Below are 23,025 nucleotides of genomic sequence, written 5' to 3' on the forward strand. Positions count from 1 at the left end.
TTGTCCTATTTTCCCACCAGGTCCGGGTGCTGGGCCTTCCACAGCATGGCGGCATGGATACGCCGCTCGACGCTGGGATGGTCGTAGAACAATATCTCCTCCAGCCGCGAAGGGGAAGACGCGCGATATTGGATCGTCTTGACCAGCGCCTTGGCAAGCCCGTCCGGTTCATGCGCGATCTGGAGTGAGAAGCGATCGGCGGCATTTTCGTCATAGCGACTGATGCTGTTCATCAGCGGCACCAGGAACAGGCCGACCACCACAGCCACAGCCCAGGCGACCGGCATATGCGCCGGATCACCGATCGCCGCCCCCGCGCCAACCCACCGCGCCACCGTTGGATAGAGGCGGTCGACCAGCCAGAAGAGCAGCATCGCCAGCAGGCTCATGCCCCCCGCCAGCCACAGGACATGATGTTCGGCATAATGGCCCAGTTCATGGCCCACCACGCCGCGCACTTCGGCCAGGTCGGCGCCCTGCTTGACCATCGTGTCGCTCATCGCGACGCGGGCGGTGCCGAACAGGCCGGAGACATTGGCGGTATAGCGTTCCGACTGTTTCGACCCGTCATAGATGTAGATCTTGTCGCCCGGCACGCCGGCGCGATGCGCCAGTTCCACCGCCGCATCGCGGGTCGGCCCGGCGGGCGCGGGCGTGTATTTGTTGAACAGTGGCTCGATCGTCACCGGCGCGACCACCACCATCAGGACGATGCCCACGACAACGACCAGCCCCGACCAGGCCCACCACCAGCGCGGCGTCCGCCGCATCAGCGCGTAGATGGCGATTGCGAGCAACGCCAGCAACGGAATGCTGATCGCGGTCGACATAATATCCTCGCCCAGCCAGTCGCCGAAAGATTGCGCGGTGAGGCCATAGCTGCGCTCGCGCCACCAGTTGGCATAGATGCTCCATGGCAGTTCGATCGCCCAATCGCACAGGAAGAAAAGGATCGTACACAGGAACGCCGTCAGATTGGGCCGCGCCTTCACGCCGCTGATCCGCCCCGCGAACCGCGCCAGCAGGCCACTGCGCCAGATCAGCAGCATCGCCGCCACCGTCACCAGCGTACCCCAGAGCAGCAGCCAATGCCCGCCCTGGGTATAGGCGATGGCGCGTTCATGCTGGGCCGGGGACAGGGTGGCGAGATAGGCGGCGGTCGCCGCGTCGGGATCAAAAGGCGCTGCGGACAAAAGGGCATCCCCCATGGATCGATGAAGAGGCGCAGCCTATCAGCTTGGCATTGCGCGTAAAGCGTTGATGAAGGGATGTTAGTCCCGCCGCGCAGCAGGACGCTTGCGCCCACCGCGCCATGCCCTTCAGCGGCCCGCGCGTCACCGATCCAGAAAAAAAGGCCGCCCCGAAAAGGCGGCCTTTTTCTTCTTGCCTGGAAGGAAGGCGGAAAATCCCGCCCCTGCTCAGAAGCGATATGCTGCCGTCACGCGGACACTCTGCGTTGTATATTGCTCGTTGCTACGGCCGATCACCGTCTGGCCGGAGGTGCTGGCCGGATTGACGAAGGGGTTGGTCGCCGGCGCACTGCCCTGCGTCACAGTCACGCTATAATCGTTCGGGTTGAAGCGGGTATAACGATAGAGCAGGCCTATCGAGAAATTGTCGCTGATCTTCTGGTCGATGCCTCCGCCCACGGTATAGCCCCAGTCGTCCTCGGTCCGATTATTCTCGGCAAAGGCGTTGGCCGTGTTGGTGGTCAGGAAGCTGTTCTTGAACTTGCCATAAGCCAGACCGCCCGTCGCATAGATCAGCGTGCGGTTGAGGCTGTAGCCAGCGCGCAGGCGGGCCGCGGCTTCCCAGTCGAGCCGACGGACCAGCGTATAGCTCGCCGGGGTCGTGCTGAACCCGGAGACATAGTTGCTGCCATAGGATTGGCCGCCCTCGATCACGCCACCCACGACGATATTGCCGAATTGCCTGTCATAGCCAGCCATGACCGACCAAGCCGCCTTGCCCTCCCGATCGCCCCTCGAACAGGTGGTGGCGCTGGTCGCCTTGCCGTTGCAGAAGCCCGGCGCAAAGGCGTTACCCCCGGCTGGCGTGCGAACGATGTCGCCATATTGGCCATCGCCATTAGTATCGAAATAAACCTGTTCGATATCATTGGCGGTATTGTTGGGCTGCCAGTTATACCCCAGCGATCCGCCGATATACGGTCCGGTCCAATTGGAACTGCCGGCGTCGTCCTGCGCCGTTGCCGGCGTCGCCAGAACGCCAGCCAGAGCGAATGCAACTGCGGCGCCAAATGGCGCGATGCGGTTGAGCTTCATAAACGTCTCCTCACTGTGAAGGCTTTACACCCCTGTCGGTCGGCTAACGGCTTGACCTTCCTCTTTGTTTCATCGCCAACCGCAATATATGACAGTGCGTCCCCGGAGACACAGTTTGTATCTGAACGGACAAAAACCCGCCGCAAATGAAGCCGTCTTCCACCCGTCAGGCCATGCCCGTCAGCGATTATCAGACCGACGCCATGCTTGCGCCCGCCGCAGGCCCCCTTATAGCTTGTCGCCATGTCCGAAGACCTGTTCGCCGCCAACACGCCCGCCACCCCCGCCTATGACGCGTCCACCATCGAGGTTCTGGAGGGACTGGAACCGGTCCGCCGCCGCCCCGGCATGTATATCGGCGGCACCGACGAGCGCGCGCTGCATCATCTGGCCAGCGAAGTGCTGGACAACAGCATGGACGAGGCCGTCGCGGGCCATGCGACCCGGATCGAAGTGACGCTGGAGGCGGGCAACCGGCTGACCATTACCGACAATGGCCGCGGCATCCCGGTCGACCCGCACCCGAAATTTCCCGACAAATCGGCGCTGGAAGTGATCCTCACCACCCTCCATTCGGGCGGCAAGTTCGAGGGGAAGGCCTATGCCACCTCCGGCGGCCTGCACGGCGTCGGCATCTCCGTGGTCAACGCGCTGTCGACCGGCACCGTCATCGAAGTGGCGCGCAACAAGGAATTGTTTCGCCAGAGCTTCTCGCAAGGCCTGCCCCAGACGAGCCTGGAAAAGGTCGGCGCCGCCCCCAACCGGCGTGGCACCCTGGTCAGCTTCATCCCCGACACCGAAATCTTTGGCGAGCAGAAATTCAAGCCCGCCCGCCTCTATCGCCTTGCCCGGTCCAAGGCCTATCTGTTCGCGGGCGTCGAGATACGCTGGAAATGCGATCCTTCGCTCATCAGCGACGATACGCCCACCGAAGCCGTCTTCCAGTTTCCCGGCGGCCTGGCCGATCATCTGAAGGAACAGGTCGGCGATCGCGAATGCGCGACCAGCATCTTCTTCTCAGGCAATCAGGATTTTCCCGGCTCCGCAGGACGGCAGGATTTCCCCGGCTCCGCCGGGCGGGTCGAATGGGCGGTCGCCTGGCCGCTCTGGTCAGATGGTTCCTACTCCTGGTATTGCAACACCATCCCGACCCCCGATGGCGGCACCCATGAAGCGGGCCTGCGCACCGCCCTGGTCAAGGGCATTCGCGCCTTCGGCGACCTTGTAGGGCAGAAGAAGGCGAAGGATATCACCGCCGACGACATCATGACCTCTTCGGAAATCATGCTGTCGGTCTTCATCCGCGATCCCCAGTTCCAGAGCCAGACCAAGGATCGGCTCACCAGCCCCGACGCGGCGCGACTGGTCGAAAACGCCGTGCGCGACCATTTCGATCATTATCTGACCGACCATATGGACCGGGGCAGGGCACTGCTCGCCTATGTGCTCGACCGCATGGACGAGCGCCTCAAACGCAAGCAGGAGAAGGAGGTCAAGCGCAAGACCGCGACCAATTCGCGCAAGCTGCGCCTGCCCGGCAAGCTCACCGACTGTTCAAACGACGACCCGGAAGGCGCTGAAATCTTTCTGGTCGAAGGCGATAGCGCAGGCGGCTCCGCCAAGCAGGCGCGCGACCGCAAGACCCAGGCGATCCTGCCCCTGCGCGGCAAGATTCTCAATGTCGCTTCGGCCAACACCGCGAAAATCCTGGCCAACCAGGAAATCGCCGACATGATCCTGGCGCTGGGTTGCGGCACGCGCAAGGACTGCAACCCGGACAACCTCCGCTATGAACGCATCGTCATCATGACCGACGCGGACGTCGACGGCGCGCATATCGCGACGCTGCTGATGACCTTCTTCTTCCAGGAAATGCCCGAACTGGTGCGGCGCGGGCATCTTTATCTCGCCCAGCCGCCGCTCTACCGCCTGGTCGCAGGCGGCAAGAGCCTCTACGCCAAGGACGACGCCCATCGCGAGGAATTGATGGAGAAGGAATTCAAGGGCAAGAAGGTCGAGGTCAGCCGCTTCAAGGGCCTGGGCGAAATGAACCCGATGCAGCTTCGCGAAACCACCATGGACCCCAAGACCCGCAGCATGATCCGCATCACCCTGCCCGCCGATGTCGAGGAGCGCGCCGGGGTGCGCGATCTGGTCGACCGGTTGATGGGCACCAACCCCGCCCACCGCTTCGCCTTCATCCAGGAAAATGCGGCCGCGGTGGACGAAGAAGCGATTGATGCGTGAAAATGGATATTATCCTTTCGCTCTCCGTTCGCTTCGAGCGAAGTCGAGAAGCGGATAGCGCATCCCATACGTTCGGCTGCGTTGAACTCGACTACGTTCCAAACGAACGGACGTGGTAGGTGCGCGGCTGGTCGATCCTGATCGCTCTGATCCTGTTGGCGCTGCCTCCTGCCCGCGCAGCCCCCACCTCCGGATATCAGGCCCGCGCCGAACAGCTTCTCCGCATCCTTTCCGGCCCCGGTGACGAGACCGATTTTTTTGCTCCCCTCTTCCTAGACGCAGTGCCGGTGGACCGCTGGCGCGCGATCGCGGCGGACCTGCGCGCCCAGCATGGCAAGCCCGTGTCGCTGGGCGCCGTGCGCACCGAAAGCGCCACCGCGGGCCAGGTGGAAATCCGCTATGAGCACGCCACCGTCGGCTTCACGCTGGTCGTCGCGCCGCAGCCGCCGGGTCGGGTGATCGGCCTCCGCATCGTCAGCGCGCGCACCGCCAATGACAGCCTGGACAAGGTGATGGCGGAGATCGCCGCCCTGCCCGGCAACACTGCCTTCGCCATCGCGAAACTGACCGACACCGGCCCGCAATTCTTGCGCGCCCGTCGCGCCGACGCGCAGATGGCGATCGGCTCCAGCTTCAAGCTCACCATCCTTGCCGAACTCGCCCGCGCGGTGGCCGCCGGGGAACGTCGCTGGAGCGACGTCATCCCGCTCGGCCCCAAGAGCTTTTCCGGCCGCCTCATGACCTGGCCTGACCGTGCGCCGATGACGCTCCACAGCCTAGCCACCACGATGATCGCCGAAAGCGACAACAGCGCCAGCGACACGCTGCTGCTGGCGCTGGGCCGCGACCGGGTGGATGCGATGCTGGATGCGACCGGCCATGCCGACGCGGCGAAGGCGCTGCCGCTCCTCACCACCGCCGAAGCCTTCGCACTCAAAATGCCGGCCAATGCCGACCTGCGCCGCCGCTACGAGAGCGGATCGCTCGCTGCGCGTCGTGTCCTTCTGCGCGACGCCGCGCCGCGCCTTACCGCCGACAAGGTGGACATAGGCAGCGTCGCCGAAGTGCCGATCGCCATCGACAGCGTCGAATGGTTCGCGTCGCCCAGGGACATGATCGCCCAGATCGACTGGCTGCGCTTCCACGGCGGGGACGCGCTATCCATCCTGGCCGTCAACCCCGGCATCGCCCCCGCCGACGCGAAACGCTGGCGCTATCTGGGCTTTAAGGGCGGCAGCGAGCCCGGCGTCATCGCGATGAATTTCCTGGTGCAGGCGCAGGATGGCGGTTGGTACGCCGTCAGCGGAAGCTGGAACAACGCGGCGGCGCGGGTGGACGACGCGAAGTTCGTCGCGCTGATGACGCGGGCGCTGAATGTGCTGGCGGCGGAATAGCGAAGGCATCCTCCCCTTACGGGAGAGGATTTTCATCCCTCGATACCGACGTTCAAAAAGCGGGTTTGCAAAGGCGATAATCGCCTTTTCTCCATGCGGTGATTGCGACGCGGGACGGGACGGTCCACATAAGGCGGCATGAATCCGCTTGAAGCGCTCCATCTTTCCCTGCCCCTTATCCAGGCGCCGATGGCCGGCGTCTCCACCCCCGACATGGCCGCCGCCGTCAGCAATGCGGGAGCGCTCGGTTCGATAGCCGTCGGTGCGGTAGAGGCGCCTGCCGCACGGGAGATGATCGCCTCCGTCCGCGCGCGCACGGCCCGCCCCTTCAACGTCAACCTCTTCGTCCATTCGCCCGCGCAGGCCAGACCGGATGTGGAGGCACGGTGGCTCACCGCGCTGAAACCGCTCTTCGCCCAGTTCGGCGGCGCTCCCCCCGCCACCTTGCGCGAAATCTATCGCAGCTTCGCGGTGGACGACGCCATGCTTGGCCTTGTCGTCGAAGCCCGCCCCGCGGTCGTCAGCTTCCATTTCGGCCTGCCGGAAGCCTGGCGGATCGCGACACTCAAGGCGGCGGGATGCATCCTCTTCGCCAGCGTCACCAGCCTGGCCGAGGCCCTCGCCGCGCGCGCGGCCGGGATCGACATGCTGGTCGCGCAAGGGTTTGAGGCTGGCGGGCATCGCGGCGTCTTCGACCCCGACGCGCCCGACGACCGGCTTGGCGCCATGGCACTCACCCGGCTATTGGTGGAGCAGGCCGGCCTTCCCGTCATCGCGGCGGGCGGCATCATGGATGGCCGGGGAGTGCGCGCCGCGCTCGACCTGGGCGCTGTCGCGGCGCAGCTTGGCACCGCCTTCATCGGCTGTCCCGAAAGCAGCGCCGACGCCGCCTATCGCGCCGCGCTGTTCGGCCCGGCCGCCGCGCATACTGCCATGACGCGCGCGATTTCCGGCCGTCCCGCACGCTGCCTGCCCAACCGCTTCGTCGGCTGGGGCGCGGAAACGGACCTGACGCCGCCCGACTATCCCATCGCCTATGATGCCGGGAAAGCGCTCCATCAGCTTGCCAAGGCCCATGGCGAAAGCGGCTATGGCGCCCAATGGGCCGGCCAGGGCGCGCCGCTCGCCCGCGCGCTGCCGGCCGCCGAACTGGTCGACAGGATCAGGACGGAGATGGACGAAGGCGAATATTAGCGCCAATCGGCATTCAGTTTAGGGCGGAAGCCTCAGCCTTATTTTCAGCGTCATGCCGGCTTGGGAAGCGCTTAAAACTCAGAATGTCGATCCGCCCTAGCGCTCCTGATCCGGTATCACCGCGCCGAACAAGAGGGTCGGCTCACCTGCCGGCGACAGGACGATATCGCCGCCCGCCTCGGCCACCAGTTGCCGCACCATCCAGGCCGCCGCGGTGCGCGACACCAGCCCTTCGACCGGCAGCGTCCCCGCCAGCGCCGCGCGCAGATCCGGGTCCAGCACGACCTTCGGCCCTTCGGCGCGCACCACGATTTCCGTCACGCCCGGCCGGCTTTCCGCGCCGATATCCAGTTGCCCGCCCCGCACCAGCGCGTCGCCCGCGATCAGCGCCAGGTTGAGCAATATCTTGGCCGGCAACTTGCCGAGCATCTTCTCCTCGACCATCCAGCCGACCTTGACCCGGCCCGACGCGGCATACATGCCCTCGATCGCGACCCGCGCCTCATGCGGCGGCACCGCCTCGCCAAAACCGCCCGCCGACCCGAAGGCCAGGCGGAAGAATTTCAGCTTGTTGGCCGATGTCCGCGCGCTGTCTCCCAGCAACTCCAGGCAACGCGCGCGCATTTCCGGGTCATTTTCATCCGCCATCAGTTCCAGCCCGTTGTTGAGCGCGCCGACCGGACTCAGCAGGTCATGGCACAGGCGCGAACAGAGCAGGCTGGCAAATTCGATGCTGTCGGTCGGATTGGTCATGCGGATGTGGATCGCCGAATAAGGGGAGGAGAAAAAAGGATGTTCCCGGCTAATGCGCCGCCGCGTCCCCCGATGCAAGCCCGGCTCGCCGCCTTTCGATCACCTTATATCGAGCATCGCCTCAGTGAATCCCGCGCCGTCGCCCTCCCCCGGCCCGGCGACCCAGAGCCTGGCGCCACCGGCCGCCACGATCAGCCACAGGCTGCCGTCGGGCGCGGCGCTGGCGGCATCGGTCTTCGACGGGACGGCGATGCCCGAAGGGTGGGAATGATAATGGCCGACAATCTGCGGCCCGCCCGCCCGCGCCGCGCGATGCGCCGCAATCAGCGCCGCCGGGTCCAGATCGAAATGGCGCGCCGGATCGGGGGCGACATTGGCGGCGGGCAGGAAAGCGTCGATCCGCCCCGCCTGCCCGAACAGCAACCCGCACACCTCATCCCTGCTCGCCGCACCCAGGGCCACGATTTGTTCCACCAGTCCTCTTGATATCGCGATCCTCATTCCTACATGCGTAGAGCATGATTCCGGGGGATTCCATCATCGAAGCAGCGATCGGCGAAGCGCAGCATGGACTGCGCCTCGATCGCGCGCTGGCGGACCTGTTGCCCGACCTGTCGCGCGAGCGATTGAAGGTGCTGATCGGCGAGGGCCATGTGCAAAGCGCCCAGGCCGCGAAGATCAACGCATCGATGAAGGTCGCGGCGGGCCAGCTTTTCAGCGTGACCCTCCCCGCCCCCACGCCGCTCGACACGGTGGCGCAGGACATACCGCTCACCATCGTCCATGAGGATGCCGACCTGATCGTGGTGGACAAGCCTGCGGGCCTGGTCGTCCATCCGGCCGCCGGCAATCTGGACGGGACGCTGGTGAACGCGCTGCTCCATCATTGCGTCGGGCGGCTGTCGGGCATCGGCGGAGTGGCGCGGCCCGGCATCGTTCATCGCATCGACAAGGATACTTCCGGCCTGTTGGTCGTTGCAAAGACGGACAAGGCGCATGAAGGACTCGCGCGCCAGTTCAAAGATCACAGCATCGACCGGCTCTACGCCGCGATCGTCTACGGCGTTCCAGCGCCGGGCAGCGGCACGGTCGACACCTGGATCGGCCGTTCCGACGCTGATCGAAAGAAAATGGCGGTTCATCGGGAAGGGCGCGGCAAACATGCCGTCACCCATTATCGCACGGTGGAGCGCCTCAAGGGTGCGGCGATGGTGGAATGTCGGCTGGAAACCGGCCGTACCCATCAGGTCCGCGTCCATATGGCGCATATCGGCCACCCCTTGATCGGGGACCCGGTTTACGGTAGAGAGAGAAAAGGTTTCAAATCAATACTGGAAACGCTGGGTTTCAAAAGGCAGGCATTGCACGCCAAAACGCTGGGGTTCATACATCCGGTAACGGACAAGCCCCTTTTGTTTCAAAGTGTGATCCCGGCCGACATGCAGGAACTGTTAAGCGAGCTTCACGTATAGATTTTTGGGTTTGATGATTTTTGCGACGGCGCCTGTGACGCCTCTTCTGGGTCCCGCCGCGCATGAAAGGGAAAGGTGACGACATGGCCAAGAGCAATGTCCCCGCGGTTCCGACGCTGGGCGGTGAAGCCAGCCTCAATCGCTATCTGTCGGAAATTCGCAAATTTCCGCTGCTCACGCCTGAGCAGGAATATATGCTGGCGAAGCGCTATGAGGAGCATCAGGATCCTGAGGCTGCGGCGCAACTCGTCACCTCGCATCTGCGCCTCGTGGCCAAGATCGCCATGGGCTATCGCGGCTACGGCCTGCCGGTCAGCGAACTGATCAGCGAAGGCAATATCGGCCTGATGCAGGGCGTGAAGAAGTTCGAAGCCGATCGCGGCTTCCGCCTGGCGACCTACGCCATGTGGTGGATTCGCGCATCGATCCAGGAGTTCATCCTGCGGTCCTGGTCACTGGTGAAGATCGGCACCACCGCCGCGCAGAAGAAGCTTTTCTTCAACCTGCGCCGGATGAAGAACAATATCGAAGCGTTCGAGGACGGCGACCTGCGCCCGGAGGATGTGACCAAGATCGCGACCGATCTGGGCGTATCCGAAGAGGATGTGGTCTCGATGAACCGTCGCATGGCAATGGGTGGCGACGCATCGCTCAACGTGCCGATGCGCGAGGATGGCGAAGGTCAGTGGCAGGATTGGCTTGCCGACTCCGACCCGTTGCAGGACGAACGTGTCGCCGACGAACAGGAAAAGGTCATGCGCCACGACATGCTGGTCGAGGCGATGGACGACCTCAACGATCGCGAGAAGCACATCCTGGCCGAACGCCGTCTGGCCGAAGAGCCAAAGACGCTGGAGGAACTCTCCCAGGTCTATGGCGTGTCCCGCGAACGTGTCCGCCAGATCGAGGTCCGCGCCTTCGAAAAGCTGCAAAAGGCGATGATGCGCATCGCCGGCGACAAGCTGGGCCGGATGGCCCGCTTCGCAGCCGCCTGATCGGACGCAAGCAACGAAAATGAAAAAGCCCCGGAGCGATCTGGGGCTTTTTTCATGTCATGGCGCCCGCCTCACCCATGCGCCCGCTTGCGCCGGGTTTCCCAGCCTTTCTTCGCGGCGACGGAGCGGTCGGCCGCTGGTCTCCGTGCGGACGCTGCACCGCCCTTGCGCCCACCCTTGCGCGACGAGACATGGGTATCGGGTTTGCCGCGACCGGAGCCGGACAGGTTGCCGCCGCCCGAATCCTTGTTCACCGTCGCCCAGGCGCGTCGCTCGGCCTCCTTGTGGCTGACGCCGCGATCCTCATAGCTTTGCTCGATATGCTCGGCCTTGCGCTTCTGCTTGTCGGTGTAGCTGCTCTTGTCGCCCTGGGGCATGACATCTCTCCTTGCCGTCCTGTTCCCTTCCCAACACGCGGCGCGCGTGCCGGTTCATATCGATCCGCCATCGTCACGACGATGCGGAACGGCCACCCCCGACGCGCGTTCGGTCATCATGGAAGACCGCACCCTGATCGAAAGGCTGGCCCGCCATCTCGCCTCGGCGGAGCCGGACCATTGGCCCGTCCGGGTGGAGGACGCCGCCAGCATCCTCGCCCTGCTCAAGGAGCCGGACGACGCCATGCGCGAGGCAGGCGATCCCGCCATCTGGCGCGAGATGATCGACGCGGCGCTGCGCGAACGCTGGAACGTCGCCCGGCTTGCCGCCGATGACGAAACGCCGTCAGGATCGGACGAGGAAGGCGAGATTCGCCTGACGCCCGACACCGTGCGGGGCGACCATGCCGAATGGGTTCATCTTCATCCCAAACCGGAGAAGCGAGCATGAAGGGGCTATTGAAACTGGCCATCGTCACCGGCCTTGGCGCCATTGTGGCCAAGGGCGCGATCAAGGGCTGGCGCGAATGGATGGGCGACGCCAGCATCGCCGACGATCGCGGGCCGGTGGGTTCTTCAGGGATCGTCCGCGACGCAGGGCCGCAACATGGCATCACGTCCCAGGAATGGGACATGGTCGACGAACAGTCGGACGAAAGTTTCCCCGCCAGCGACCCGCCCGGAAACTTCTAGGGCGGATCGACATTCAGGTTAAAGCAGAATCCTCGGCGTCATTTTCATCGTCATGCCGGGCCTGACCCGGCATCCAGAGTCGCAGGTGCCGCCCTTTGTGCCCTGGATGCCGGATCAAGTCCGGCATGACGGCTTAGGAAGCATCTAAAACCGTGAATGTCGATCCGCCCTAATACCAAGATACATTGATGAGAACTCATGCCGGGGGGACAACAACCAATCGATCTTGATGGGCCATTCTCTACGCAGTTTGGCATAACCGCCCATTCCTTCCATTGCTCCGCTGAGGCGCGCCCTCTATGAGGCGAGGCCAAGGGCCTGACTGCTCGCAACAGGGGAATGAAAGACTATGCCTTCGGGGCTGATCGCGCTGCTCGACGATGTGGCGGGCATTGCCAAGCTGACTGCGACCTCGCTGGACGATGTCGCCGCTGCGGCCGGCAGGGCCGGGTCGAAGGCCGCCGGCGTGGTGATCGACGACGCCGCCGTCACGCCCAAATATGTGATGGGCCTCACCCCGGATCGCGAACTGCCGATCATCTGGAAGATCGCCAAGGGATCGCTGCGCAATAAGCTGGTCTTCCTGCTGCCCGCCGCATTGCTGCTGTCCGCCTTCGCGCCGTGGCTGCTGCCGCCGCTGCTGATGCTGGGCGGCGCCTTCCTCTGTTTCGAGGCGGTGGAGAAGCTGCTGGAAGCATTCCAGGGCGGCCATGACGTCGCCGAGGAAGCACTGGAAACCCATAATTCCGTCGAGCTGGAAAATCAGAAGGTGGCGGGCGCCATCCGCACCGACTTCATCCTGTCGGGTGAAATCATGGCGATCGCGCTGGGCACGGTCGCAACCGAGCCGGTGTGGGAGCAGGCGATCATCCTAGTGGTCGTCGCCCTGCTCATCACGGCGGGCGTCTATGGCGTGGTCGGCCTGATCGTAAAGATGGACGATATCGGCCTTCACCTTGCCAAGCGTGAATCCGCCGGGTCGCAGGTGCTGGGCCGCAGCCTGGTGAAGGCGATGCCGATCCTGATGTCGATCCTGGCCGTGGTCGGCACGGCGGCGATGCTGTGGGTCGGCGGCGGCCTGATCGTCCATGGCCTGCATGAATTTCACTGGGATCTGATCCCCGGCGCGATCCATCATGTGGCGGAGGCCGCGACCCATGCTGTGCCCGCGATCGGCGGCTTCCTCGACTGGCTGGTCAACGCCGTCGGCGGCGCGATCGTCGGGCTGGGTGTAGGCGGGATCATCGTCGGCGTGCTGCACCTGTTCAAGAAGCATTGAGGCATTTATGAGCGCCGTGCTCCTGCGAAAGCAGGAGCCCAGGGCGTCGATAGGCGCCCAGCATCCTGGGCTCCTGCTTTCGCAGGAGCACTCTATCTTGTTGTTTGGACCATCAACGTGACCCACCCCTCCCCCTGGCGCATTGAGGCCGGCGCGCTGCTGGCGCTGGCGCTGCCGATGATCGCGGGCAATATCGCCTGGTCGGCGATCGCCGCGAGCGACCTGCTGCTGCTCGGCCGGCGGGGGGCGGAGAGCGTGGCGGCGGGCGCGCTCGCCATCAACCTGTTCCACGCACTGCTGATCTTCGGCATGGGGCTGGTCACGGCCGCTTCGCCCCTGATCGCCAGCGAACGGGGCCGCCGCCGCCATAGCGTGCGCGACGTGCGGCGCACCGTCCACCAGACGCTGCGCGCGGTCGTCTTCTTCGTCCTCCCTGCCTGGGCGATCCTGTGGGAATGCGAGACGATCCTGCTCGCCATGGGGCAACAGCCCGACCTCGCCCATGAAGCGGGGCAGTTGATGCGCGGGCTGCAATGGGCGCTGCTCCCCTTCCTCTGCTTCACCACGCTGCGCAACTTCATCGCCGCGCTGGAGCGGCCCATCTGGGGCCTGGTCGTCATGCTGGCGGCGATCCCCCTCAACGTGCTGATGGGCTGGGCGCTGATCTTCGGCCATCTGGGATTCCCCGCGCTCGGCCTGTTCGGCGCGGGCCTCGCCAGCAGCCTGTCTTCCAGCTTCCTGTTCCTGGGGCTGCTGACCGTCATCCTGGTCGACCGCCGCTTCCGCCGTTACAGCCTGATGGGCCGCTTCTGGACCCGTGACCGCGAACGCCACCGGCAGGTCTGGGCGCTGGGCCTGCCCATCGCGATCACGCTGGGGTTCGAGACGACGGTGTTCAACGCCTCCGCCTTCCTCATGGGCCTCATCAACCGCGATTCGCTCGCCGCCCATGCCGTCGCCATCCAGATCGCCGCTCTGGTCTTCATGGTGCCGATGGGCATCGGCCAGGCCGCAACGGTGCGCGTCGGCATCGCCTTTGGGCGCAAGGATCGCGCCGGCATCGGCCGCGCCGGCTGGCTGGCGCTGATGATCGGCACCGGCTTCGCCTTCTGCTCCGGCGCGCTGCTGATCCTGATGCCGCACACATTGGTCTCGGCCTTCCTCGACCTGTCCGACCCCGGCAATGCCCGCACCATAAGCCTGGCGGTCAGCTTCCTTGCGGTCGCCGCCCTGTTCCAGTTGGTCGATGCCGCACAGGCAGTAGGCGCGGGCGTGCTGCGTGGGTTGCAGGATACCAAGGTGCCGATGATCTTCGCCCTTATCGGCTATTGGGTGGTGGGCATCGGCGTCGGCACCTTGCTCGCTTTCCCCTTCGGCATGGAGGGGGTCGGCATCTGGTTCGGCCTCGCCAGCGGCCTGGGCGCGGTGGCGGTGCTGCTCATCATCCGCTGGAGCCTGCGCGAGCGGCTCGGCCTCGTGCCCGCCTGAACGCTTCGTCCCGGCGATTGCACGGCAGGAATATGGTGCAGCGCACAAAGCAATTGAAAGAATCGCGCAAATCGGTCAATAGGGGCCGATCATGCAAGCCCCGACCGAGATTTTTGAAGCGATCGCGCTCCAGAAGTGCCTGAAGGTGACCTATAACAAGATGGTCGTCACCCTGGCACCCCACATCCTCTACACGCGCCATGACGAGCTGTTCATCGACGCCGTGACCACGGATCGCGATGGCCGCCCGCCGCGCGAGTTGAAGCTCGGCACCTTCAAGCTGGTGGGCCTGTCCGACATCCAGGTGCTGGATGAGCCGTTCGAGGCGATGTACGGCCTCTATAATGACGGCGATGACAAATATAAGGGCGTGACCCTGTTCGCCGTGGCCCCCGAAAGCGCGGCGGCCTGATCTTCAGAGCATTTGCAGGTCGGCGCATCCACTCTGTCGAAACAGGGATGCGCAGATCATCGCTCGAACAGCCGGTCGGCCCATGGCTCGCGGGCCTGCCAGCCACGCTGTTCCAGTTCGGGCGTGGCCGATAGCTCGGCCGGGTAGCCGATGCACAGCAGCGCAATCAGCGACCAGTGGGCAGGCACATCCAGCATCGTCGTAACGGCCTGCGGGTCCAGTATCGACACCCAGCCGACACCGATGCCGCGAACCCGCGCCGCCAGCCATAGATTGTGGATGGCTAGAACCGTCGAATAGCGCAGCATTTCGGGCATAGTGGCGATACCAAGGCCGTGCCCCGCCGATGGATGCCCATCGCAGAAGACCGCCATCAGTTCGGGCGCCTCGCGAACACCATGCAATTTGAGGGAGCGATAATGGTCGCGCTGCTCCTGCTCGGCGTAGCGAAGGGACGCCTTCGCACTCTCATCATCGATATGGCTGGCGAGCATGGTCCGGATCGCGGCGGAGCGCAGGCGGACAAACCGCCACGGCTGCGAATTTCCGACCGATGGCGCGAGGCAGGCACAGCGCAGCAGGTCATCCATGTCCGCTTCCGGCACCGCGCGGCGGTCGAAATGGCGAACATCGCGGCGCCAGTGGAGCAGGGATTCCAACTGCGCGGCGAAAGCCGGATCGAAAAACGGGGCATCCTCGGTCAAAGTTCGATTCCAGCCTGTTTCCCGAATGCGCCCGAACGAACGAAGGGTCGGGACGGTCGCCCCAACCCTTCAAATATCACTTCTTCAACCGATATCCCGTCCGGAACATCCAGCCGATGATGCCCAGACACAGCGCCAGCATCCCCGCGACGAAGAGCAGGCTGAACTCGATTCCCACATCGCCCTGGCCGAAGAAGGTCCAGCGGAAGCCCGATATCAGGTAGACGATCGGGTTGAACAGGGTGATGGTGCGCCACGGTTCGGCCAGCATATGCACCGAATAGAAAGCGCCGCCCAAAAAGGTCATCGGCATGATGAGCAGCAGCGGGATCACCTGCAACTGCTCGAAACTCTGCGCCCATATCCCCAGGATGAAGCCGAACAGGCAGAAGCTGACGGCGATCAGCACCATGAAACCGACCATGGCGAAGGGATGCGCGACCGGCACGTCGACGAACAGATGAGCGGTCAGGAAGATGATGGTCCCCACGATCAGCGACTTGGTCGCCGCCGCGCCGACATAGGCGATGATCGTCTCCGCCGCGGAAACGGGCGCCGACAATAGTTCATAGATGGTGCCGGTGAATTTGGGCATGTAGATGCCGAAACTGGCGTTGAAGATGCTTTCGGTGAACATCGCCATCATGATGAGGCCCGGCACGATGAAGGCGGCATAGGGAATGCCGTCCACCTCCGTCATGCGCGATCCGATCGCCCCGCCGAACACGACGAAATAGAGCGACGTGGTGATGACCGGCACCAGCAACCCCGTCAGCAGGGTGCGGCGGAAACGGTGCAGTTCGAACTTGTAGATGGACGCGATGGCGCGCAGATTCTGGAGGCTCATGCGGCCTTCTCCTGATGGACCAGTTCCACGAAAATATCCTCCAGGCTACTCTGCCGCGTGTTCAGATCCTTGTAGCCGATGCCCATGTCGCCCAGCTTGCGCAGCAGCAACGACACGCCGGTCCGCTCCGCCTGGGTATCGAACACATAGTTCAGCTCATGGCCCTCCGCGCCCAGCGTGACATTCCATTCCGCCAGTTCCGGCGGCACGGCGGCGATCGGATCGGCCAGCACCACGGTCAGCGTCTTCTTGCCCAGCTTCTTCATGAGGGCGGTCTTTTCCTCGACCAGCATCAGCTCACCATGGTTGATGACCCCCACCCGGTCGGCCATTTCCTCGGCCTCCTCGATATAGTGGGTCGTCAGGATGATGGTGACGCCGGTCTGGCGCAGCTCGCCGATCAGCTTCCACATGTCGCGGCGCAGCTCCACGTCGACACCGGCGGTCGGTTCGTCCAGGAACAGCACGCGCGGTTCGTGGGATAGCGCCTTGGCGATCATCACGCGCCGCTTCATGCCGCCCGACAGTTCGAGAATCTTGCTGTGACGCTTGTCCCACAGCGACAGGTCGCGCAAAATCTTCTCTATATGGGCGTCGTTGCGCGGCTTTCCGAACAGGCCACGACTGAAGTTCACAGTGTCTATGACCCGCTCGAACTGGTCGGTGGCAAGCTCCTGGGGGACGAGGCCGATCGCGGTGCGCGCGCCGCGATAGTCGCGGACGATGTCATGCCCCGCCACGGTCACGCTGCCGCCGGTCGGGCGCGCGATGCCGCAGATGATGGAAATCATCGTCGTCTTGCCCGCGCCGTTCGGCCCCAGCAGCGCGAAAATCTCCCCTTCCTCAATGGTCAGGTCGACGCCCTTCAGCGCCTCGAAACCCGACGCATAGCGTTTCGTCAGGCCCTTGATTTCAATGATGGATGCCATGGATGGCTCTGCCCCCTTATGCTTGAGCCAGAAGATAGGGTCGCGCCGCCGCGATGCAACCGATGTGAAAAACATTGCTCCGGCAACATGATGGGCATAGCTTCCGCTTCCCATAAGCGGAGAAGGCTCAATGAAAAAGGCAGTCCTCTTTCTTTCGATCGCGCTCACCGTCGCCCCCGACGTAGCGCTGGCCCAGCAACAACAAGATCGAATGCAAAGGCCGTCCCAACCGACGACGCGTCCCGCTCCGCCCTCTCGCCCCAATCCACCTCAAACAACCCGGCCTCAACCGCCGCGCCCCGGCGGCCCTTCCGTACAGCCCGTCCGTCCGGGCGGCCCGTCCGTCCAACCCCCGCGTCCCGGCACGGGTGGACCGGCCATTCAGCCACCGCGACCCGGCACCGGCGGGCCAGCCATCCAGCCGCCCCGGCCCGGCAGGCCGCAACCGCCGCGCCCGGTAAAGCCACAGCCGCCGCATCGTCCCGGCGCGGGCCGTCCGCCGCATTTCAAGCCGATCCACCGGCCCGGCTTCCAATATCCCCAGGGCTATCGCTATCGCCGCTGGACCGTCGGCCTGTTGCTGCCGTCGATCTTCCTGTCGTCGCGCTATTATTATAACGACTATGCCTATCTGGGCGTCGGCGCGCCGCCCCGCGGCTATCGCTGGGTGCGCTATGGCCCCGACCTGCTGCTGGTCCGCACCCGCACCCGCAAGGTCGTGGACGTCATCTACGGCGCGTTTTACTAAGCCCAACGAAAAAGGGGGCCGCGTCATCCGACGCGGCCCCCTTTTTGTATTCGCGCCTATTCGCCGCGACGGAAGAAGCGGAAGACCGTCGCCGGCGGGAAGTTGCGCACCGTCTGCCCGACACGCACCACGTCCAGGTCCAGCGCGTCCAATATCTCGCGGTTGACGGGCGGACGCAGCGAATAGGTGAATTGCACGAAGCTGCCGCCCGGCTTCAACATGCGGAAGGCTTCGGACAGGATGTCGACATGCATCCGCCGGTCCATCGCCAGCAGGGGCAGGCCGCTCACCACGCTCTGATAATCGCCCGGTTCGCCCGCCGTCGCGGTCGATACGATCTGCGCCGGGGTCTCCAGCACGGAAACATAGGGGAAATGACGGCGCAATCCGCGGGCGAAGGCAGGATTGATCTCCACCACCTCCAGCTTTTCGGGCGCCAGGCCGGTTTCCAGGATCGCGCGGGTGAAGACGCCGGTCCCCCCGCCCAGTTCCAGCACGCGGCCATCCTGCGGATCGATCTGCCCCACCATCAGGCGCGCCAGATACCGGCTCGACGGTACGACCGATGCGGTCTGTCGGGGTTTCTTCACCCAGGCGGCCAGGAAATCCAGATATTCGGCCGCGCGCGCGCGAAATTCGCCGCTCGGCAGGGCAACCGCCCGGCTACGCTTGGGCTTACATTCCATGCGCGAAATACGACCACTTTCTATCCATCGCGACTCCCTTAGCGGGATGAACGGGCCACGTCGATTGTCTTTAGCGTATCCACCCTTTCCTGCAGCCAATCGGCGACAGCGGCGATGCGCGCGAGCCGCCGGATGTCGTCCTGCATGACCAGCCAGAAACTGCGGACAATCTCCACCCGGTCGGCCATCAGCGGCATCAGGCCTGGGTCGCGGCGCCCGATGAAGTCGGGTAGCACGCCGATCCCCGCCCCTTCGGCGATCATCCTTTGCTGCATGATGATGCTGGTCGACCGTAAATTGGCCTCCAGCCCCGCCTCCACCTCATCCAGATAGTCGAGTTCGGGGGAGAAGATGAATTCCGGCACATAGCCGATCAGGGTGCAGTCGCGCAGGTCGGCGGGCTTTCCGGGCCGCCCGACCCGCTCCAGATAGGCGGGCGAGGCATAGAGGTGCAGCCGATAATCGCCCAGCCGCCGCACCGTCAGCCGCCCGCGCTGTGGCCGCGCCAGCATCACCGCCATGTCGGCCTCCCGCTTGGAGGGGTTGAGGAAACCCGACGCGGTGATGAGGTCCAGCCTTATACCCGGATGCCGTCGGTTGAAATCGCCCATGCCCGGCGCCAATACCCAGGTGCCGAACCCTTCGGCCACCGACAATCGCACCTGCCCGCTGAGTTTGCTTTCCTGCCCGCTCATCTGCTCGACCGCCGCCAGCGCCGCGCTTTCGGCGGTCTCGGCATGACCCAGCAATTCCTGTCCGCGCAACGTCAGCGACCGTTCGCCTGCCCCGACCTCGAACAATTCGGCATCGAGCGCCTTTTCCAGCCGCGCCAGCCGCCGCGCGATGGTGGTCGCGTCGATCCCCAGCGCCCGCGCCGCCGGCGCCACCTTGCGCGCCCGCGCCACCGCCAGAAACACCCTCAGGTCATCCCAATCGAACATGTCGCCCCTTGCCCTGCATTATTGCAGCAAGGTCATGCAATACTCTCCTGTTGCTTGCAATAACGCCGGATGGCTACAAGAGGACAACCATAGGAGAGGATGTCCCATGCGGGAAATTTCGCACAAGCTCGCCTTCGCTCACGACGCCGCGCCTACCCGCTACAGCGATGTGTTCGATCCCAATAATGGCGGGGTGCAGGCCCGCGTCGCGCTGGGCGACGCCGCGTTGCTCGACCTGGCTGTCGCCGCCGCCAAGAAGGCGCAGCCCGCCTGGGCCGCCATCAACCCGCAACGCCGCGCCCGTGTCATGTTCGCCTTCAAGGCGCTGGTCGAAAAGCATATGGACGAGCTGGCCCACCTGCTCAGCTCCGAACATGGCAAGGTGATCGCGGATTCGAAGGGCGACATCCAGCGCGGGCTGGAAGTGATCGAATTCTGCTGCGGCATCCCCCACGTCCTCAAGGGCGAATATACCCAGGGCGCGGGTCCGGGCATCGACGTCTACAGCTTCCGCCAGCCGATCGGCATCGGCGCGGGCATCACCCCGTTCAACTTCCCCGGCATGATCCCGCTGTGGATGTCGGGCGTCGCCATCGCCACCGGCAACGCCTTCATCCTGAAACCCTCCGAGCGCGATCCCTCGGTCCCCGTCCGCCTGGCCGAACTGTTCCTGGAAGCAGGCCTGCCCGAAGGCATCCTGCAAGTCGTGCAGGGCGACAAGGAAATGGTCGACGCCATCCTCGACCATCCGGACATCGGCGCGATCAGCTTCGTCGGTTCCTCCGACATCGCCCATTATGTCTATAATCGCGGCGTCGCCGCCGGAAAGCGCGTCCAGGCGATGGGCGGCGCGAAGAATCACGGCATCGTCATGCCCGACGCGGACCTGGACCAGGTGGTGAACGACCTGTCGGGCGCTGCCTTCGGTTCGGCCGGCGAGCGCTGCATGGCGCTGCCCGTCGTCGTGCCGGTGGGCGAGAAGACCGCGCTCGCGCTGCGCGAAAAGCTGATCCCCGCGATCGAGGCGCTGCGCGTCGGCGTCTCCACCGATGCCGAAGCCCATTACGGCCCGGTCGTCACCGCCGCGCACAAGCAGAAGATCGAGAACTGGATTCAGACCGGGGTGGACGAAGGCGCCGAACTGGTGGTCGACGGCCGCGGCTTCAAGCTGCAAGGGCATGAGGAAGGCTTCTTCGTCGGCCCGACGCTGTTCGATCATGTGACGCCCGAGATGAGCGCGTACAAGGAAGAGATTTTCGGCCCCGTCCTCCAGATGGTCCGCGCCGACAGCTTCGAGGAGGCGATCGCCCTGCCCAGCAAGCATCAGTACGGCAATGGCGTCGCCCTCTTCACCCGCAACGGCCACGCCGCGCGGGAATTTGCCGCCCGCGTCAATGTCGGCATGGTCGGCATCAACGTGCCGATCCCGGTGCCGGTCGCCTATCACAGCTTCGGCGGCTGGAAACGCTCCGCCTTCGGCGACACCAACCAGCACGGCATGGAAGGCGTGAAGTTCTGGACCAAGGTCAAAACGATAACGCAACGCTGGCCCGATGGCGGCGTAGGCGACGCCGCCAACGCCTTCGTCATCCCGACGATGGGGTGATCCAAGCGATGCCCTTTCCTTCCGTCATCCTGACGAAAGTCAGCATCCAGAGTCCCGCGCTCAATGCGTACGGCCCTGGATGCCGGATCAAGTCCGGCATGACGATGAGGCAAAGGCAGCGCGTGTCCCCAAACTGCCGTCATCCTGACGAAAGTCAGGATCCAGAGTCCCACGCTCTACGCCTGCGGCCCTGGATGCCGGGTCAAGCCCGGCATGACGATGAGAGAACGACCGGGAATCATCTGCACATCCGTCATGCTGACGAAAGTCAGCATCCAGGGCGGCAAACACCACACTCCGGAACCCTGGATGCCGGGTCAAGCCCGGCATGACGAAGGGATATCACAAAGGATCAAACCCCAGATCCTCGGCCAGATCGCGCCAGCGGGGATTGCCGGCTTCGATCAGATCAAGCTTCCATTTCCGCCGCCAGTTCTTCAACTGCTTCTCGCGCATGATGGCCACTTCCATGGCGTCGCACATCTCGAACCACACCAGTCGGCTCGCATCATATCGCGCGGTGAATCCATCCATGGCCTTCGTTCGATGCTGAAAAATGCGCCCCATGAGATCGGACGTGACGCCGACATAGAGCGTCCCGTTGCGATCACTGGCCATGATATAGACAGCGGGCTGGCGCTCCATGCGGGAATGATGCGGGGTCCAACATGGTAAATCAAGCCAATCATCGTCATGCTGACGAAAGTCGGGATGCAGGGCGACAAACGCCACGACGACAACCCTGGATGCCGGATCGGGTCCGGCATGACGCCAGTAAAAGATGAGGTTGCCATGACCCAATTCGACCTGACCGAAGACCAGCGCGCTATTCAGGACATGGCGCGCCGCTTCACCGCCGACGCGATCACCCCGCACGCGGCCGAGTGGGACGAACATCATATCTTCCCCCGCGACACGATCCGCGCGGCGGCGGAGCTGGGTTTCGGCGGCATCTATGTGTCGGAGGAAGCGGGGGGCATCGGTCTTGGCCGCCTGGAGTCCGCGCTCATCATGGAAGCCATGGCCTATGGCTGTCCCAGCACCAGCGCCTTCATCTCGATCCACAATATGGCCGCCTGGATGATCGACCGCTTCGGCGCCAGCCAGGTGAAGGACAAATATCTCCCCGATCTCGTCCCCATGATCCGCATGGCCAGCTATTGCCTGACCGAAGCGGGCGCGGGGTCGGACGCCGCCGCGCTCAAGACCAGGGCCGTCCGTGACGGCGACCATTATGTCGTCACCGGCTCCAAGCAGTTCATCTCCGGCGGCGGCGAGAATGAACTCTATGTCGTCATGGTCCGCACCGGAGAAGACGGCCCCAAGGGCATAAGCTGCCTCGTCATCGAAAAGGATATGTCCGGCGTCAGCTTCGGCGCGCAGGAGCGCAAGCTCGGCTGGCATTCGCAGCCCACCGCCCAGGTCAATTTCGATGCCGTGCGCGTGCCGGTGGAAAACCTCGTCGGCGCGGAGGGCGAAGGCTTCCGCATCGCGATGATGGGCCTTAACGGCGGCCGCCTCAATATCGGGGCCTGCTCGCTCGGCGGCGCGCAGCGCTGCATCGACGAGGCTGTGCGCTATACCAAGGACCGCAAGCAGTTCGGCCAATCCATCGCCGATTTCCAGAACACCCAGTTCACCCTCGCCGACATGCAGACCGAGTTGGAGGCCGCGCGCACGCTGCTCTACGCCGCCGCCGTCAAGGTGACGGAGAATGCGCCCGACAAGACCCGCTTCGCCGCCATGGCCAAGCGCTTCGCCACCGACACCGGATCGTCGGTGGTCGATCGCGCGCTGCAACTCCATGGCGGCTACGGCTATCTGATGGATTACCCGATCGAACGCTTCTGGCGCGACCTGCGGGTGCATTCCATCCTGGAAGGCACCAACCAGGTCATGCGGATGATCGTGGCGCGCGATATGTTGCGGCAATAATGCCAGCCATTCCCCACCTCCGTTCGGTTCGAGCTTGTCG

General features: G+C 64.3%; 24 protein-coding genes. 13 read left to right on the forward strand and 11 right to left on the reverse strand.

Features of this window, described 5'->3' with window-relative positions:
* Positions 1-5: 5 nt before the first annotated feature.
* Together MOK15_RS06350 and MOK15_RS06355 are read right to left on the reverse strand one after the other, a co-directional pair.
* A complete protein-coding gene (locus MOK15_RS06350; RefSeq protein ID WP_242930822.1) occupies positions 6-1,208 on the reverse strand; it encodes a M48 family metalloprotease in 1,203 nt (400 codons plus the stop codon).
* Positions 1,209-1,418: 210 nt separating this feature from the next.
* Positions 1,419-2,285 carry an outer membrane beta-barrel protein gene (locus MOK15_RS06355; protein WP_242930823.1) on the reverse strand — a complete coding sequence of 289 codons (867 nt, stop codon included), beginning with the start codon at positions 2,283-2,285 and terminating at the stop codon, positions 1,419-1,421.
* A 243-nt stretch (positions 2,286-2,528) separates the two neighbouring features.
* On the opposite strand from MOK15_RS06355, the gene parE reads away from it, so the two are divergent.
* The 3 genes from parE (at position 2,529) to MOK15_RS06370 (ending at position 7,120) form a co-directional block, all read left to right on the forward strand.
* Positions 2,529-4,532: a DNA topoisomerase IV subunit B gene (gene parE / locus MOK15_RS06360; RefSeq protein WP_242930824.1), complete on the forward strand. Its 2,004-nt coding sequence runs from the start codon at positions 2,529-2,531 to the stop codon at positions 4,530-4,532.
* A gap of 119 nt (positions 4,533-4,651) precedes the next feature.
* A complete protein-coding gene (locus MOK15_RS06365; protein ID WP_242930825.1) occupies positions 4,652-5,926 on the forward strand; it encodes a serine hydrolase in 1,275 nt (424 codons plus the stop codon).
* 138 nt (positions 5,927-6,064) lie between these two features.
* Positions 6,065-7,120 carry a nitronate monooxygenase gene (locus MOK15_RS06370; RefSeq protein WP_242930826.1) on the forward strand — a complete coding sequence of 352 codons (1,056 nt, stop codon included), beginning with the start codon at positions 6,065-6,067 and terminating at the stop codon, positions 7,118-7,120.
* A 96-nt stretch (positions 7,121-7,216) separates the two neighbouring features.
* On the opposite strand, the gene MOK15_RS06375 is transcribed toward MOK15_RS06370, so the two are convergent.
* On the reverse strand, positions 7,217-7,873 hold the full coding sequence (locus tag MOK15_RS06375) for a histidine phosphotransferase family protein (RefSeq protein WP_242930827.1): 657 nt from the start codon (positions 7,871-7,873) through the stop codon (positions 7,217-7,219).
* A 99-nt stretch (positions 7,874-7,972) separates the two neighbouring features.
* The gene (locus MOK15_RS06380) at positions 7,973-8,374 is read right to left on the reverse strand and encodes a M67 family metallopeptidase (protein ID WP_242930828.1); all 402 of its coding nucleotides are present in this window, start codon (positions 8,372-8,374) and stop codon (positions 7,973-7,975) included.
* 17 nt (positions 8,375-8,391) lie between these two features.
* Between MOK15_RS06380 and MOK15_RS06385 the strand changes: the two genes are divergently transcribed.
* Both MOK15_RS06385 and rpoH read left to right on the forward strand, forming a co-directional pair.
* Entirely contained in the window at positions 8,392-9,345 is a 954-nt protein-coding gene (locus MOK15_RS06385; protein ID WP_242930829.1) for an RluA family pseudouridine synthase, read from the forward strand.
* An 83-nt stretch (positions 9,346-9,428) separates the two neighbouring features.
* The gene (rpoH, locus tag MOK15_RS06390) at positions 9,429-10,340 is read left to right on the forward strand and encodes an RNA polymerase sigma factor RpoH (RefSeq protein ID WP_242930830.1); all 912 of its coding nucleotides are present in this window, start codon (positions 9,429-9,431) and stop codon (positions 10,338-10,340) included.
* Between the two features lie 71 nt (positions 10,341-10,411).
* On the opposite strand, the gene MOK15_RS06395 is transcribed toward rpoH, so the two are convergent.
* Positions 10,412-10,717: a plasmid stabilization protein gene (locus MOK15_RS06395; RefSeq protein WP_242930831.1), complete on the reverse strand. Its 306-nt coding sequence runs from the start codon at positions 10,715-10,717 to the stop codon at positions 10,412-10,414.
* 118 nt (positions 10,718-10,835) lie between these two features.
* Between MOK15_RS06395 and MOK15_RS06400 the strand changes: the two genes are divergently transcribed.
* The 5 genes from MOK15_RS06400 to MOK15_RS06420 all read left to right on the forward strand — a co-directional run bounded on the left by MOK15_RS06400 (position 10,836) and on the right by MOK15_RS06420 (position 14,589).
* Entirely contained in the window at positions 10,836-11,168 is a 333-nt protein-coding gene (locus tag MOK15_RS06400; RefSeq protein WP_242932655.1) for a hypothetical protein, read from the forward strand.
* On the forward strand, positions 11,165-11,410 hold the full coding sequence (locus tag MOK15_RS06405; RefSeq protein WP_242930832.1) for a hypothetical protein: 246 nt from the start codon (positions 11,165-11,167) through the stop codon (positions 11,408-11,410). Before MOK15_RS06400 ends, MOK15_RS06405 begins: the two co-directional genes overlap by 4 nt.
* A gap of 349 nt (positions 11,411-11,759) precedes the next feature.
* Positions 11,760-12,689: a DUF808 domain-containing protein gene (locus MOK15_RS06410; protein ID WP_242930833.1), complete on the forward strand. Its 930-nt coding sequence runs from the start codon at positions 11,760-11,762 to the stop codon at positions 12,687-12,689.
* Positions 12,690-12,866: 177 nt separating this feature from the next.
* Positions 12,867-14,177 (forward strand): MATE family efflux transporter, encoded by a 1,311-nt coding sequence (locus MOK15_RS06415; RefSeq protein WP_242932656.1) that lies wholly within the window; start codon positions 12,867-12,869, stop codon positions 14,175-14,177.
* A 91-nt stretch (positions 14,178-14,268) separates the two neighbouring features.
* Positions 14,269-14,589, forward strand: a complete 321-nt coding sequence (locus MOK15_RS06420) for a hypothetical protein (protein ID WP_242930834.1) — start codon at positions 14,269-14,271, stop codon at positions 14,587-14,589.
* 56 nt (positions 14,590-14,645) lie between these two features.
* Here the strand turns inward: MOK15_RS06420 and bluB are convergent, their stop codons facing one another.
* The 3 genes from bluB to MOK15_RS06435 all read right to left on the reverse strand — a co-directional run bounded on the left by bluB (position 14,646) and on the right by MOK15_RS06435 (position 17,069).
* Positions 14,646-15,293 carry a 5,6-dimethylbenzimidazole synthase gene (gene bluB / locus MOK15_RS06425; protein WP_242930835.1) on the reverse strand — a complete coding sequence of 216 codons (648 nt, stop codon included), beginning with the start codon at positions 15,291-15,293 and terminating at the stop codon, positions 14,646-14,648.
* A 76-nt stretch (positions 15,294-15,369) separates the two neighbouring features.
* On the reverse strand, positions 15,370-16,140 hold the full coding sequence (locus tag MOK15_RS06430) for an ABC transporter permease (RefSeq protein WP_242930836.1): 771 nt from the start codon (positions 16,138-16,140) through the stop codon (positions 15,370-15,372).
* Positions 16,137-17,069: an ABC transporter ATP-binding protein gene (locus tag MOK15_RS06435; protein WP_242930837.1), complete on the reverse strand. Its 933-nt coding sequence runs from the start codon at positions 17,067-17,069 to the stop codon at positions 16,137-16,139. Before MOK15_RS06435 ends, MOK15_RS06430 begins: the two co-directional genes overlap by 4 nt.
* A gap of 130 nt (positions 17,070-17,199) precedes the next feature.
* Here MOK15_RS06435 and MOK15_RS06440 point away from each other — a divergent pair, with 130 nt between their 5' ends.
* Positions 17,200-17,817: an RcnB family protein gene (locus MOK15_RS06440; RefSeq protein ID WP_242930838.1), complete on the forward strand. Its 618-nt coding sequence runs from the start codon at positions 17,200-17,202 to the stop codon at positions 17,815-17,817.
* A 56-nt stretch (positions 17,818-17,873) separates the two neighbouring features.
* Here the strand turns inward: MOK15_RS06440 and MOK15_RS06445 are convergent, their stop codons facing one another.
* Both MOK15_RS06445 and MOK15_RS06450 read right to left on the reverse strand, forming a co-directional pair.
* Positions 17,874-18,503, reverse strand: coding sequence for a methyltransferase domain-containing protein (locus MOK15_RS06445; RefSeq protein ID WP_242930839.1), 630 nt, complete (start codon positions 18,501-18,503; stop codon positions 17,874-17,876).
* 38 nt (positions 18,504-18,541) lie between these two features.
* Positions 18,542-19,444 carry a LysR family transcriptional regulator gene (locus MOK15_RS06450; protein WP_242930840.1) on the reverse strand — a complete coding sequence of 301 codons (903 nt, stop codon included), beginning with the start codon at positions 19,442-19,444 and terminating at the stop codon, positions 18,542-18,544.
* A gap of 106 nt (positions 19,445-19,550) precedes the next feature.
* Here MOK15_RS06450 and MOK15_RS06455 point away from each other — a divergent pair, with 106 nt between their 5' ends.
* The gene (locus MOK15_RS06455; protein ID WP_242930841.1) at positions 19,551-21,050 is read left to right on the forward strand and encodes a CoA-acylating methylmalonate-semialdehyde dehydrogenase; all 1,500 of its coding nucleotides are present in this window, start codon (positions 19,551-19,553) and stop codon (positions 21,048-21,050) included.
* A 342-nt stretch (positions 21,051-21,392) separates the two neighbouring features.
* On the opposite strand, the gene MOK15_RS06460 is transcribed toward MOK15_RS06455, so the two are convergent.
* A complete protein-coding gene (locus MOK15_RS06460; RefSeq protein WP_242930842.1) occupies positions 21,393-21,695 on the reverse strand; it encodes a GIY-YIG nuclease family protein in 303 nt (100 codons plus the stop codon).
* Between the two features lie 147 nt (positions 21,696-21,842).
* Between MOK15_RS06460 and MOK15_RS06465 the strand changes: the two genes are divergently transcribed.
* On the forward strand, positions 21,843-22,985 hold the full coding sequence (locus MOK15_RS06465) for an acyl-CoA dehydrogenase family protein (protein WP_242930843.1): 1,143 nt from the start codon (positions 21,843-21,845) through the stop codon (positions 22,983-22,985).
* The last annotated feature ends 40 nt before the right edge of the window (positions 22,986-23,025 follow it).

It is taken from the genome of Sphingobium sp. BYY-5, from assembly GCF_022758885.1.
Taxonomy (GTDB): domain Bacteria; phylum Pseudomonadota; class Alphaproteobacteria; order Sphingomonadales; family Sphingomonadaceae; genus Sphingobium.